Source organism: Longimicrobiaceae bacterium (assembly GCA_035936415.1).
In the GTDB taxonomy this organism is placed as follows: domain Bacteria; phylum Gemmatimonadota; class Gemmatimonadetes; order Longimicrobiales; family Longimicrobiaceae; genus JAFAYN01.
Window position 1 is genome coordinate 1 of record DASYWD010000440.1, and the last position, 14,058, is coordinate 14,058.

At 74.3% G+C, this 14,058-nt stretch carries 6 protein-coding genes; all 6 read right to left on the bottom strand.

All coding sequences use genetic code 11. The annotated features are described in order from the left end of the window. On the bottom strand, positions 1-1,386 hold a 1,386-nt coding region (locus VGR37_17920; GenBank protein ID HEV2149285.1), incomplete at its 3' end, for a polyketide synthase. 27 nt (positions 1,387-1,413) lie between these two features. After that, the gene (locus tag VGR37_17925; GenBank protein HEV2149286.1) at positions 1,414-2,334 is read right to left on the bottom strand and encodes an FkbM family methyltransferase; all 921 of its coding nucleotides are present in this window, start codon (positions 2,332-2,334) and stop codon (positions 1,414-1,416) included. Positions 2,335-2,506: 172 nt separating this feature from the next. Next, positions 2,507-3,253 carry a hypothetical protein gene (locus VGR37_17930; protein HEV2149287.1) on the bottom strand — a complete coding sequence of 249 codons (747 nt, stop codon included), beginning with the start codon at positions 3,251-3,253 and terminating at the stop codon, positions 2,507-2,509. A 43-nt stretch (positions 3,254-3,296) separates the two neighbouring features. Then, complete coding sequence (locus VGR37_17935; GenBank protein ID HEV2149288.1) at positions 3,297-8,663, bottom strand: MupA/Atu3671 family FMN-dependent luciferase-like monooxygenase; 5,367 nt, start codon at positions 8,661-8,663, stop codon at positions 3,297-3,299. Continuing rightward, positions 8,660-12,121 (bottom strand): amino acid adenylation domain-containing protein, encoded by a 3,462-nt coding sequence (locus VGR37_17940; protein ID HEV2149289.1) that lies wholly within the window; start codon positions 12,119-12,121, stop codon positions 8,660-8,662. Before VGR37_17940 ends, VGR37_17935 begins: the two co-directional genes overlap by 4 nt. A gap of 35 nt (positions 12,122-12,156) precedes the next feature. Continuing rightward, the coding region (locus tag VGR37_17945; GenBank protein HEV2149290.1) for a non-ribosomal peptide synthetase at positions 12,157-14,058 on the bottom strand (1,902 nt) is incomplete at its 5' end.

Sequence of the window (14,058 nt, forward strand, 5' to 3'; positions counted from 1 at the left end):
GAGGCGGTCCAGCGCCGCGGGCGTGCGCGCGGAGAGCACCAGCGCCTGCGGGCGCGCGTCCACCGCCTGCGGCCGCGGCGCGCTCGGCGCCTCCTCCAGCACCACGTGCGCGTTGGTGCCGCCCACCCCGAAGGAGCTCACGCCTGCGCGGCGCGGCACCCCCGCGGGAGGAGCCCACGGGCGCAGCCGGTCGTTCACGAAGAAGGGGGAGTGGGCGAAGTCGATCCGGGGGTTCGGCTGCTCGAAGTGGAGCGAGGGAGGGATCTCCGCGTGCTCCAGCGTCAGCACGGCCTTGATGAGGCTGGCCACCCCCGCGGCGGCGTCCAGGTGGCCGATGTTGCTCTTCACCGAGCCCAGCGCGCAGAAGTGGCGCGCGGAGGTGTCGAACGCCCGGGTGAGCGCCGTCACCTCGATGGGATCGCCCAGCGGGGTGGCCGTCCCGTGCGCCTCCACGTAGCCGATCGTCTCCGGCGGGACGTCGGCCACCGCGTGGGCCAGCGCCACCACCTCGATCTGCCCCTCCACGCTGGGCGCGGTGTACCCCACCTTCTGGGCGCCGTCGTTGTTGATGGCGGAGCCCAGGATCACCGCGTGCACGTGGTCCCCGTCCGCAAGGGCGTCGCTCAGCCGCTTGAGCACCACCACCCCCACCCCGCTCCCGCCCACCGTCCCCTCCCCGCGCGCGTCGAAGGCGCGGCAGCGCCCGTCCGGGGAGAAGACCCCGTCGCGGGCCATGTACCCGCCCGTGAGCGGCACGCTCACCGAGACGCCGCCCGCCAGCGCCACGTCGCACTGGAAGTCCTGCAGGCTCTGGCAGGCCAGGTGCACCGCCACGAGCGAGGTGGAGCACGCCGTCTGCACCGACAGGCTGGGGCCGCGCAGGTTCAGCTTGTACGAGACCAGCGTCGCGAGGAAGTCCTTGTCGCTGCGGATGCGGTTCACCAGCAGGTCGGCACCCCGCATCCCCTGCCGCGCCACCACGTTCAGCAGGTAGGTGTTCATGTTGGTGCCCGCGAAGACGCCGATCGGCCCGGTATAGCCGAACGGGTCGCACCCGGCGTGCTCCAGCGCCGCCCAGGCCTGCTCCAGGAAGAGGCGGTGCTGCGGGTCCATCAGCTCGGCGTCGCGCGGCGTGAACTCGAAGAAGTCCGCGTCGAACAGGTCGGCGCCCTCCGTCGCGCCGAACGCCTTCACGAAGTCGGGGCGGCGGAGCAGCTCCGGGGTGACGCCCGCCGCCAGGAGCTCCTCGTCCGAGAAGAAGGAGATCGACTCCACTCCCTCCCGGAGGTTGCGCCAGAACTCCTGCACGTTCTCCGCGCCCGGGAGCCGGCACGCCATGCCGACCACCGCGATCCGTTCCGGGCCTTCGTAGGTCTCGTTGCTCATGAACCGTTCTACAGGTGGTGCGGCGCCTCAGCGCTGCCGGGAGAGCTTCTGCTGCCGTGCCCGCGCCTGCGCCCGCCGGAGCAGCTCGGCGCTGCCGGCGTCCGCCGCGACGGGTGCGGCCGCGGCCGTCGGGCGGCGCGCGTATAGATTGTAGAGGAGCGAGCCGGTGTAGAGGTCGTCCTGCTCCGCGACGACCTCGAACCCGTAGCGGTCCAGGAGAGCGGTGACCTGCCCGAGCGCCCCGTCGATGTCGTGCACTTCCAGGACGAGCTGGCGGATCTTCGGCCAGTCGGCGGCCTCGATCCCCTCCAGCACCTGCATCTCGCTCTTCTGCACGTCCACCTTCAGGAGGTCGATGCGCTGCACCTGGTTCTCGTAGATCACCTGGGAGAGGGGCTTGAGGACGCACCGGAAGGTCTCGGCCCGGAAGCGCTCCTCCAGCAGGTCGTCCGCGTGCCGGAGAACGCCCTCCATCCCCTCCATTCCCTGCTCGAGCTGGTTCTCCATGATGGCGCGGAGCACCTCCCGCTCCTCTTCCAGGCGGGGGTGGAAGGTGGACATCCCCGGGCTGTTGGGATAGAAGGTGAACTCCGCCTCGCGCGCGGTCTCCGCGATCCCGTAGTTGAAGAGCCTCGCGCCGGGCGCGTAGCGGGAGGCGTTGATGCGCAGGATCTCGAAGAGGCGCGGCGCCGGCTCGAAGGAGTGCGAGGTGACGGACCGGCCCAGGCTGTGCACGAAGAGGGTGAAGGTCCCGATGTTCGCCCCCACGTCGAAGACCACGTCTCCGTCCTCCACGGTGAGCCCGTGGCGGAGGTACACGTGCTTCTCGAAGATGTCGTGGTAGAAGTACCGCGCCTCGGCCTTGCTCTGGTAGACGACCTCGTAGCCGTTGGAGAGGAGCAGGGTCCGGCGGCGCCAGGGCTCGGGGATCGGGGGCGGCTCGCTCATCATCTCTGCGCTGAGGGTACGGGCCGGTTCATCGCCCGCGGACCGGGAGCGGTCTGCAGGGCCTGGCGCGGGAGGAGCCCCCCCGGCGGGCGTTTCCGAGAATTTGATACAAAATAAGACAGGACTTACGGATACGCAACCGTTCGGCGCGTGGCGCACACGGCCGGGTGCGTCAGCTCCGGCCGCGGCGCAACGCGATGAGCGCCTCCACGGACCGGGGCCGCGGCCGTCCGGTGTTCGCCTGCCGCGCGAACTCGGGGGTCACGCCGTGGTCGCGGAGCCGCCGCAGCTCCCGGGCCGAGAGGGCGGGATACCCCGCCTCCGCGAGACCGCGGGCGTAGGCGGGCGTGACTCCGTGGTCGTACATCCGGACCAGCACCCCGAGCGACCCGAATCGGTACCCCTGCGCACCCATCTCCCGGAGGTACTCCGCCCCGACCCCGTGCCGGGCGGCGCGGACCAGCTCGGGGACGCCGGGGTCGGCGTACCCCTGCGCCCGCAGCTCGTCGAGGAAGTCCCGCCCCAGGCCGCCGACGGCCAGCCAGAACTGCTGGCCCGGCGACGGACGGCCCGCCCCGCGCCGCTCCAGCAGTTCCGCGAGCCCCGGGTCCGCGGCGAACGTCCAGCGGCCCGCCCCGCGCCCGTCCCGCAGGGCGCCCTCGAAGGTGAAGGTCCCTGCCTCGCGGCGGAGCCGCCCGGGCACCTCCAGCTCCCCGGGGCGTACCGAGAGCCTCACCGTCCCGCCGGCCGGGTCGCCGGCGCGGTACCGGAGCCGCAGGTGCACCGTCCCCGGCGGGGAGTCCTTCCCCGTGACCTCGGTCTCCCAGGCTCCCGAAAGCGCCTGCTGCGCCCGCCCGGAGCCGGGGAGGAGGCCGCAGATGAGCACGGCGAGCGCGCTGGCGGCGGTGAAGGCGGACATGGTCGCATCTCCTTGGTTGGGGGTGGAAGCGCCGTTCCGCGCGCTACCGCCGCGCGGGGCGCCCGCGGGCCTGCCGCTGCCGCTGGGCGCGCGCCCGCACCTCGTCCAGCTTGTGGGCGTCGCCGTCGTCCTCCCGGGAGAGGTAGTCGGCCAGGGCGGCGATGGTGGGGTAGCGGAACAGGTCCACGATGGTCACCGGGCGCGCCAACCTCTGCTCCAGCCCGCGGTGCACCGCGGCCAGGCGGAGCGAGGTGCCGCCGAGCTCGAAGAAGTTGTCCTGGACCCCCACCCGCTCCAGGGAGAGCACCTCCTTCCAGACCTCGGCGATCACCTGCTCCAGCTCGTTCCGCGGCGGAGCGTGCTCCGCCCCGGAGGCAAGCGCCGCCTGCGCCACCCGGGGGAGCGCCCTGCGGTCCACCTTCCCGTTGGGGGTCAGCGGCATCCGCTCCACCACCGCGAAAGCGGAGGGGATCATGTGCTCGGGGAGCCGCTCCGCCAGGTAGCGGCGCAGCGCGCCGGCCGAGGGGACGCCGCCCGCGCGCGCCCCGCCGTCGGCGGTGGTCCAGCGCTGGAGCGGAACCGCCTCGCCGCGCCGCTTGGCGTACACCATGTACACGTACTCGCCGCCGCCGTCGGCCTCTGCCTCGCGGATCGTCACGTGCCGGTCCACCAGGTGGTCGTAGCCCCGGCGGTCGAGCAGCCCGAGCACCTGCTCCAGGAGCGCCTCGGTGTCCACCTCCACGACCAGCTGCCGGATGCGCGGCCAGACGTCGTCGCCGATCCCCAGGAGGACGTCGTACTCGCTCTTCTCCACGTCGATCTTGAGGAGGTCGATCCGCTCGACGCCCTCCTCCCGCACCACCTCGGAGAGGGTGCGGATGGGGCAGTCGAAGGTCTCGCTCCGGAAGCGCTCCTCCAGCAGCGCCTCCACGTGCGCCTCGGTGACGTGCCCCGCCACCTCCTGCGCCAGGGAGCCGCTCCCCTCCTCCAGCCAGCTCCGGATCACCGAGCGGGTGACGGCCCGGTCGCGCTCCACGTCCGCGTAGCGCCCCGAGAGGCCGGTGGAGTTCGGATAGAAGGTGAACCGCGCCGTCCCGGAGGTCTCCGCCAGGCCGACGTTGAAGACGCGCGCGTCCAGCCCGTACAGCCGGGTGTTGGCCCGCAGCGCCGCGAAGGTGCTGGGGATCGGCTCGAAGGAGAGCGTGCGCACCCCCCGGGCCGCGGCGTGGGCGAAGAGGGTGAACATCCCGATGTTCGCGCCCACGTCCACCACGCAGGCGCCGTCCTCCAGCGTGATCCCGTGGCGCAGGTACACCTGCTCCTCCCAGATCTCCAGGTGAAGGCCGCGGGTGATGAAGTCCTGCTGGTGGGCCACCGTCATCCCACCCTCCAGCGTGTAGCGCGGGAGCCCCTCCAGGACCGCCTCCCGCTCCGCATCCGACCCCGCCGGGGCCAGCGCGCGCGGCGCGCGGGACACGGGCGACAGGTACGCCACGAGGCGGTGCTCCCCGCTCCCGTCGTCCTGCGCCGTCACCACCGCGTCGCGCACCGCGGGGTGCGACACCAGCGCGGCCTCGACCTCGCCGGGCTCGATGCGGTGTCCGCGCACCTTCACCTGCTGGTCGGTGCGCCCCAGGAACTCCAGCGTCCCGTCGGGCCGGAAGCGGGCCAGGTCGCCGGTGCGGTAGAGGCGCCCCCCGGGCTCCCTGCCGAAGGGATCGGGGACGAAGCGCTCGGCGGTCAGCTCCGGGCGACGATGGTAGCCGCGCACCACCCCCGCCCCGCCGATCAGCAGCTCCCCCGCCACGCCCACGGGGACCGGCTCCATCCGCCCGTCCAGCACGTACGTCCGGGTGTTGGCCACCGGACGCCCGATCGGGACGGTGGACCCATCCACCTCCCGGACCTCGTGCACCGCCGACCAGACGGTGGTCTCGGTGGGGCCGTACATGTTGAGGAGCCGGACGCCCGTCTGCTCCCGGAGCTGCCGCGCGAGCGCCGCGGGGAGCGCCTCCCCGCCCAGGAGCAGGCACGAGAGGCCGCCCAGCGCCGAGCGTGCCTCGGCGTCGGCGGCCAGCACCCCGGCCAGCGACGGGGTGCACTGCAGGTGGGTGACGCCGCCCGCGCGGATCAGCTCCGCCAGCGACTCCTCCCCGCCCGGGGCGTGCCCGGCGGCGCTCTCCTCGCGGAGCCGCGCGAGCCCGTCGAGCGCCCCCAGCACCGCATCGTCGTCGATGCCGAAGTCCACCAGGCAGGCCACCTCGTCCACCCCGGCCGCCTTCAGCCGCTCCACGATCGGGAGGCAGCTCTCCGGGGTCCCCATCAGCCCGCTGGTGCCGAAGTACCTGTCGAAGGCCACGTCCAGCATGCGCTCGACGTCCTCCGGGGTGAGGGCGGCGGGGTCGTACCCCGGACCGCCCGCCACGCGGGCCACCAGGTCGAAGGAGCTGCGCAGGTACTCCCGGAAGGGGGCGCGGACCGTTTCCCGCACGGCGTCGAGGTCGTCGCCCACGAAGGTGTGCAGCATCAGCGCCACACGCCCCGTCTCCGGGTCGAGCCCCTGCGCCCGCCGCGCCTCGCGGTAGACGCGGATCTTCTGCTCCAGCTCCTCGACGGTCTGTCCGAGGAGGTGGGTGAGCAGGAAGGCGCCGGTCTCCCCCGCGCGCCGGAAGGTCTCCGGGCTCCCGCTGGCCGTGATCCAGAAGGGCAGCTCCGGCTGCACCGGCCGCGGGAGGGTCCCCACCTCGGCTGGGTCGCCGTTCCCCGCCGTCCGCAGCACCGTTTCGCCCCGCCAGAGGCGCCGCACCTCCTCCACCTGCTCGTACATCCCCTCCCTGCGCCCGGCGTAGCGCTCCGGGGCGAGCACGAAGTCGTTGGCGTGCCACCCCGTGGCGAAGGAGATCTCCACCCGGCCGTTCGAGAGGTTGTCCACGACCGACCACTCCTCGGCCACCCGGATCGGGTCGTGGAGGGGGAGGACCACGCTCCCGGCGCGGATGCGGATGCGCTCCGTCACCGCGGCCACGGCGGCGCTGGTGACCGAGGGGTTGGGATAGAGCCCGCCGAAGGCGTGGAAGTGGCGCTCGGGCGTCCACACCCCCGTGAAGCCGTTCCGGTCGGCGAAGCGGGCGCCCTCCAGGAGGAGGCGGTACTTGTCCCGCCCGTGCGCGGCCTCGTTGCTGGCGAAGTAGAAGAGGCTGAAGTCCATCCGGCGCCCGCTCGCGTCCGGCCTGGGCGCGGCGGGCCGCGCGCGGATGCCGGCGGAGAGCACCACCCGCGACCCCTGGCACAGCGTCCAGAGCAGCTCCAGCACCGAGATGTCGAAGGAGATGCTGGTCACCGCCAGCCAGCTCCCCGGGGCGCTCCCCACCCGCTCGCGCATGGCGGCGAAGAAGTTCGCCACGTTTCCGTGCTGTACCACCACCCCCTTAGGCGCCCCGGTGGAGCCGGAGGTGTAGATCACGTACGCGGAGTTCTCCGGCTGGAGGGGCACGTCCAGGTCGCCCGGGTCGAGGGTGTTCACGGCGGCGCGCGCCTCCTCCCAGGCGACCACGGGGACCCCGGCCTCCGGGAGGCGCCCGCGGAGCGCGGCCTGCGTGAGCACCAGGGAGACGCCCGCGTCCTCCGCCATGTAGCGGAGGCGCTCCTGGGGATAGGCGGGATCGAGCGGGACGTAGGCGCCCCCCGCCTTGAGGACGGCCAGCATGGCCACCACCATCTCCACGGAGCGCTCCAGCATCAGCCCCACCCGCGCTTCGGGGCCCACCCCGCGCGCGGCCAGGTGGCGCGCCCACCGGTTGGCCCGCCGGTTCAGCTCCTCGAAGGTGAGGCGCTCCTCCCCGAAGACGAGCGCCTCCGCACCGGGGGTGCGGCGCACCTGTGCCTCGAAGAGCCGCGGGAGCGGCGCCGCGTCGAAGGCGGCCTCGGTCCGGTTCCACCCGCGGAGGACCCGGTCCGCCTCTCCTCCATCCATCAGCGCGGCCTCCCCCACGGGCCGGTCGGGCGCCGCGGCGAGGGCGCGCACCAGGTGGCGGAAGTGCGCCATCCAGCGCTCCACCGTCGCGCGCTCGTACAGGTCGGCGGCGTACTCCACGCGCGCGGCCAGGCTCCCGTCGGGCAGCTCGCGCACGTACAGGCTGAGGTCGTACTTGGAGGCGCCGGGCTCCACCTCCACCGGGTGCACCTGCACGCCGGGGAGCCCGAAGCGCTCCACCGGGGTGTTCTGCACGGCGAAGAGCACCTGCACCAGCGGGCTGCGGCTCACCTCCCGCGGTACCCCCGCCGCCTCCACGATCTGGTCGAAGGGGAGCTGCTGGTGCTGGTACGCATCCAGGGTGGTGTCGCGCACCGCCCGGAGGAGGGCGCGGAAGCCCTCCCCACCCTCGACCCGGGCGCGGAGGGGGAGGACGTTGAAGAAGCAGCCGATCAGCGGCTCCAGGGCGGGGTGGTCGCGGTTGGCCGCGGGGGAGCCCACCACCAGGTCGGACTGGCCGGTGTAGCGGTGGAGGAAGACGCTGAAGGCGGCGAGCAGCACCGCGAAGAGGGTCGCGCCCTCCTGGCGGGCGAGGACGCGGAGCGGCTCCGCCGCCTGTGCGTCGACCGCGAAGGAGAACACGTCGCCCCGGAAGCTCTGGACGGCGGGCCGGGGGTGGTCGGCCGGCATCTCCACCGCCGCGGGGGCGCCGGCCAGCGCCTCCCGCCAGTAGGCGAGCTTCTCCTGCAGCGCGGTCCCGCGCAGCTGCTCGCGCTGCCAGAGCGCGAAGTCGGCGTACTGCACCGGGAGGGGGGCGAGCCGGGGCTCCTCGCCGGCCGCGTGGGCGCGGTACCCCTCCTTCAGCTCCCCCGCCAGCAGCCCCACCGACCACCCGTCCGCCACGACGTGGTGCACCGTCAGCACCAGGACGTGGCTCTCGGCGCCCAGCCGGAGGAGGAGCCCGCGGATCACCTCCCCCGCCTCCAGGTCGAAGGGGCGCGCCGCCTCCGCCTCGGCCTCCCTCCGGACCGCCTCCTCCCGCTCCTCCGCGGCGAGGCTGCCCAGCTCCACCTCCCGGAGGGGGAACGGCGCGGCCGGGAGGACGCGCTGCCGCGGCACGCCCTCCACCTCCTCGAAGGACGTGCGCAGCACCTCGTGGCGCTCCACGATGGCGTCCAGGCTCTTCCGGAGGGCGTCCACGCGGAGCGCCCCTTCGAAGCGGAGCGCCAGCGGAACGTGGTACGCCGCGCTCCCGGGGAAGAGGCGGTGCAGCAGCCAGAGCCGCTCCTGGGGGGGAGAGAGGGGGACCGGCCCCTCCTCCGTCCGCCGCGGGATGGACTGTCCGGCCGGCGCGATCTCTTCCTCGGCCAGGAGGCGCTCCAGGAGGGCGCGCCGCTCGGGGGTGAGCGCCAGAAACTCTCCGGGGAGGTTCGTCATCGGACGGTCGGGGCATCAGGGGAAGGTTGCGGTTCCGGGGGCTCGGCGGCGGCCGAGCCCTGCCGGGCCGGGGATTCGTGAGACTCCGCCATGCTGCGCACCTGCGCGTCGGAGAGCTCCGCGACGTGGAGCGTCAGCTCGGCGATCCGCTCCACCTGCGCCGGCCGGGGAGCGGCCCGCAGCAGCTCGGCCGCCATCCCGGCCACCGTGGGCCGGAGGAAGAACGCCCGCACGGGCACCTCCACGCCGCAGAGGCTCTTCACCTGCGAGAGCACGCGGGTCACCAGGAGGGAGTGCGCGCCCAGGTCGAAGAGGTTCCGGTCGATCCCCACCCGCTCCGTGCGCAGCGCCTCCGCCCAGATCCTGGCGAGCACGCGCTCCAGCGGGGTGGGCTCCCGCTCCTCCGGCGCCTGCGCCTCCTCCTCCGGGGCCGGGAGCGCCCGGAGGTCCACCTTCCCCCCCGGCGTGAGCGGCCACTCCTCCAGCTCCACGAAGGCCGCCGGCACCAGGTAGGCGGGGAGCCGGGCGGCCAGGAACCCGCGCAGCTCCTCCACGGCCGCCGGACCCTCCTCCTCCGGCTCCGCGCCGGGCCGCCGGGTGAAGTAGCCCAGCAGGCGGGCCGGGGCGCCGGCCGTCTCGCAGGCCACCACCGCTGCCTGCTCCACCCGCGGGTGCGTCCGCAGCACGGCCTCCACCTCCCCGGGCTCCACCCGGTAGCCGCGGATCTTGACCTGGGCATCCACCCGGCCGAGGAAGTCGAGCGTCCCGTCCAGGTGCCAGCGCACCCGGTCTCCCGTCCGGTAGAGACGGCCGCCGGCCCGGTCGCCGAACGGGTCGGGGACGAAGCGCTCCGCCGTGGGGCCGGGGCGCCCCAGGTAGCCGCGCGCCACCCCCTCGCCGCCGACGTAGAGCTCACCGGGGACGCCCACGGGGAGGGGCTCCATCGCCCCGTCCAGGACGTACGCCCGCAGGTTGGCGACCGGCGCCCCGATGGGGACCCGGTCGTCGCCCGGAGGGGTGAGATCGTGCAGCGTCGCGATCACCGTGGTCTCCGTCGGGCCGTAGGTGTTCACCAGCCGCACCGTCGCGGGGACGCGCGACCGCCACGCGGCGAGGCGGTCGGCCTGCGCGCGCTCGCCGCCCAGGATCACCAGCCGAAGCCGCGGAGGCACCGCCACCTCCCCGGACTCCAGGCGGAGCGTCACCTCGTGCCAGAACGCGGTGGGGAGGCTCATCACGGTGACGCCCCGGCCGCCGACCTCCTCCAGGAAGGCGTCCACCGAGCCCACGCCCCCTGGAGCGCGCAGCACCAGCGCGGCGCCGGCGCAGAGGGTGGGGAAGATCTCCTCGACGCTGATGTCGAAGCTGAGCGAGGCGAACTGGAGCACCCGGTCCCCGGCGGTGATCCCGTACGCCCGGGTGGCCGCCTCCACGTAGTTGGCGAGCGAGCGGTGCTCCACCACCACGCCTTTGGGGGTGCCGGTGGAGCCGGAGGTGTAGATCACGTACGCCGCGCTCCCCGGCCCCACCTCCGGCACGGGGGCGGCCTCGGCCCCGGAGGGCGCACCGGCGAGGGCCTCCTCCAGCACCACCACCGGCGCTCCGGGCTCCCCGCCCGGGCGGTCTGCCGCCCCGCGCTGCGCCAGCACCAGGTGGAGGCCGGCATCCCCGGCCATCAGGCGCAGGCGCTCCGCCGGGTACTCGGGGTCGAGCGGGACGTAGGCGCCGCCCGCCTTGAGCACCGCCAGCACCGCCACCACCATCTCCGGCGAGCGCTCCGCCAGCACCCCCACCCGGGTCTCGGGCCCCACTCCGCGGGCGCGGAGGCGTGAGGCCAGCCGACCGGCGCGCGCGTCCAGCTCGCCGTAGGTGATCTCCCCGCCCTCCCACACCACGGCGGGCGCATCCGGGGTGCTCCGCGCCCGGGCCTCGAAGCGCCGATAGACCGGGGACGGCTCGGGGAAGGCCGCGTCGGTCCGGTTGAACTCCACCGTTACGCGGAGGCGCTCCTCCGGGGGGAGGAGGGGGAGACGGCCGACCGGCAGGTCGGGATCGGCGGCCGCGCCCTCCAGGAGCGAGAGGTAGCCGCGCGCCATGCGGGCCACCGTGTCCTCGTCGAAGAGCGCCGTCGCGTACTCCAGCCCCCCCGCGAGCCCGTCCGCCTTCTCCTCCATCATCAGCGTGAGGTCGAAGGAGGAGATCCCCGTGTCCACCTCCACCGGCTCCAGGCTCAGCTCCGGGAGCCGGAGCTTCTTCACCGGCGTGTTGTCGAGGAGGAACATCACCTGGAAGACGGGGGAGCGACTCAGGTCGCGCGCCGGCTGGAGCGCCTCCACCAGCCGCTCGAAGGGGAGCTCCTCGTGCGCGTAGGCGCCCAGCGCCGTCTCGCGGACCCGGCGCACCACCTCCCGGAACGTGGGGTCGCCGGAGAGGTCGGTGCGGAGCGCCAGGGTGTTGGCGAAGAACCCCACCAGCCCTTCCGTCTCCACGCGCCCGCGGTTGGCGACGGGCGAGCCCACCACCACGTCGGTCTGGCCACTGTAGCGGCGGAGGAGGACCTTGAAGGCGGCCAGCAGCACCATGAAGAGCGTTGCCTCCTCGCGCCGGGCGAGCCCGCGGAGCGCGTCGGCCAGCGGCCCGGGGATGCGGAAGCGGTGGAGCGCGCCCTCGAAGGCCTGCAGCGGCGGCCGGGGCCGGTCGGTGGGGAGCTCCAGCGCGGGGGCAGCCCCCCGGAGCTTTCCCGTCCAGTAGTCGAGCTGCCGGTGCAGGTTCTCCCCCTGCAGCCACTCCCGCTGCCAGACGGTGTAGTCCGGGTACTGGATCGGCAGCTCCGGGAGCCGGGGCTCCTCCCCCTTCACGAACGCCGTGTAGAGCGCCGAGATCTCGCGCACCATCACCCCGCGCGACCACCCGTCGCTGATGATGTGGTGCAGGGTGAGCAGGAGGACGTGGCTCTCCGGCGCGAGGCGGAGAAGCGAGGCCCGGAGCAGCGGCCCGGCGGCCAGGTCAAGCGGCCGGCGGGGCTCCAGGTTCACCCGGCGCTTCAGCTCGGCATCGCGCCCGGCATCGGAGAGGTGCTCCAGGCTCTCCGTCTCCAGGGGGACGCGCAGCTCCGGCAGCACCACCTGCACCGGGGCGCCGTCCTGCACGGCGAAGACGGTCCGCAGCGCCTCGTGCCGCTCCACCACGGCGTCGAGCGCGCGCTGCATGGCCCGCACGTCCAGTTCCCCCTCGAAGCGGGTGACGCTCAGGACGTTGTACGCCCAGGTCCCGGCCTCCAGCTGGTCGATGAACCAGAGCCGCTGCTGCGCGAACGAGGGAGGGCACGGCCCGCTCCCGGACCGGCGCGGGATCGCCGATGCCGGCGGCCGCCCGGACTCCTTCTCCCGCAGCCGCTCCATCAGGAGCGCGAGCTTTTCGGGGGAGAGCTTCGCCAGTCGTTCGGAGATCGGATCCATCGTCTCGTCGGTTCGGGGTCGTGGACGGGCGTTCCTCACCCCTCGGCGGGGGAGGCGTCCATCTCGTTCAGGAGGCGCAGGAGCTCGTCCTCGTCCTGGTCGGCGGCGCGGGCGCTGGCGACGGCCAGCGCCATCCCCTCCGGGGTGGGGGCCAGGAAGAGGTCGTGCACGGTGAGCTCCGCGCCGAAGGCGGCGCGCGCCCGGCCCAGGAGCTGCGCGGCGGGAAGGGAGTGGCCGCCCAGGTCGAAGAAGTTGTCGTGCACACCCACCCGCTCCACGCCCAGCACCTCCTCCCAGAGCGCGCAGATCTCCCGCTCCAGGCCGGTGCGCGGCGGGAGGTGGAGCGGGCCGGGGCCGCTCCCCGCGTCCTCGTCCGCCGCCGCGGCGAACTCCCCCGCCTCCAGCTTCCGGCGGAGCAGGGGGCGCCGGATCTTCCCCAGCGGAGTCCGCGGGATCTCGTCGCGGCCCACCAGGAGGACGCGCGCGACCTGGACGCCGAAGCGCTGCGCCACCCGACGGCGCAGCTCGCGCCGCAGCGCGGCGCGCTCGTCGGCCCCGGTGAGCGCGGTGTGCACGAAGAGGGCGACCTCGTCCGTCTCGCTCCCCTCCCCCCGCACCGCGCACGCGGCGGTGCAGGCGCGCTCCACCCCGTGCACCTCCTCCACCACCGCCTCGATCTCCTGGCTGTGGAGGTTGAGGCCGTTGACGATCAGGACGTCCTTCTCCCGCCCCGTGATCGTCAGCGACCCGCCGCGCAGGAATCCGGCGTCCCCGGTGTCGAACCAGCCGTCGTCGGTGAACCCGGCCCGGTCCTCCCCCGGGGCGGCGAGGTACCCGGGCATCACCGACTCTCCGCGGACCTGGATGCGCCCCTCGGTCCCCTCGGGGACGATCCTCCCCCCGGCGTCCACCACGCGGAGGGAGACCCCCGGGAAGGGGTGGCCCACCTCCACGAAGGCGTCGTCGTCGGAGGTCTCTTCCAGGCGGAGGGCCGGCAGACGCGCGATCCCCCCCACCTCCGACATCCCGTACGACGGGCGGAGGACGTCCGCGCGCAGCCCGAAGGGCTCCATGCCGCGAAGGAACGCGCGGGCGGTGCGCGCCACCACCGGCTCCGCCGTGACGGCGATTCGCTCCACGCAGGAGAAGTCCCACCCCCGGCCGCGGGCGTCGCGCAGACGGCCGTTGACCAGCCCCAGGGAGTAGTTGGTCCCGCCGGTGTGCGTCACGCGGTAGCGGTGGAGCGCGTCGAGCCAGCGCACGGGGTCCTCCAGGACGTCCTGCGTGGCCAGGTGCACCTGCCGTCCCCCGATGGCCAGCACGGTCAGGCTGGCCATGAGCGCCGCGTTGTGGTCGAGGGGGAGCCAGTTCAGGAAGGTGATCCTCCGCCCCGCCACCCCCGCGGAGGCCACCGACCCCTCGCACACCAGGAGGAGGTTGCGGTGGGTCCGACGGATCAGCTTGGGTCGCCCCGTCGTGCCGGAGCTGAGGAGGAGCACGGCGGTGGCCTCCGGCTCGCTCCGGTGCCACTCCGGGTCGGGCGCGTGCGCCTCCAGCTCCCCGAGCGGGGCGACCTCCGCACCGTCCGGGAGGACCCGCCGCACCCTCTCCGCGACCCCGTCCCCCGCCACCACCCGGGGCCGGTCGAGGACGCTCCACACCTCCCGGAGGCGCTGCACCACGTGGTTCTCCGGGTCGAAGTGCGGCGGGATGGAGACCGGAACCGCCAGGAAGCCGCCCAGCAGGCACCCCCAGAGCGCCGCGACGAAGTCCTCGGCGTGCTCCACCTGCAGGAGCACGCTCTCCCCCGGCCGGGCGCCGCGCGCCCGCAGCGCCGCGAGCACGCGCTCCGCGCGGTCGCGCACCCGCGCGTAGCTCTGCGCCACCTCCCCGCCGTCGCGGAGCACCCGGACCACCTCGCCCGGATGGTCGGCGTC

Excerpts from the sequence above, each read along its gene's own strand:
- VGR37_17930 (HEV2149287.1), bottom strand. The coding sequence starts at position 3,253 with ATGTCCGCCTTCACCGCCGCCAGCGCGCTCGCCGTGCTCATCTGCGGC.
- VGR37_17940 (HEV2149289.1), bottom strand. The coding sequence starts at position 12,121 with ATGGATCCGATCTCCGAACGACTGGCGAAGCTCTCCCCCGAAAAGCTC.
- VGR37_17925 (HEV2149286.1), bottom strand. The coding sequence starts at position 2,334 with ATGAGCGAGCCGCCCCCGATCCCCGAGCCCTGGCGCCGCCGGACCCTG.
- VGR37_17935 (HEV2149288.1), bottom strand. The coding sequence starts at position 8,663 with ATGACGAACCTCCCCGGAGAGTTTCTGGCGCTCACCCCCGAGCGGCGC.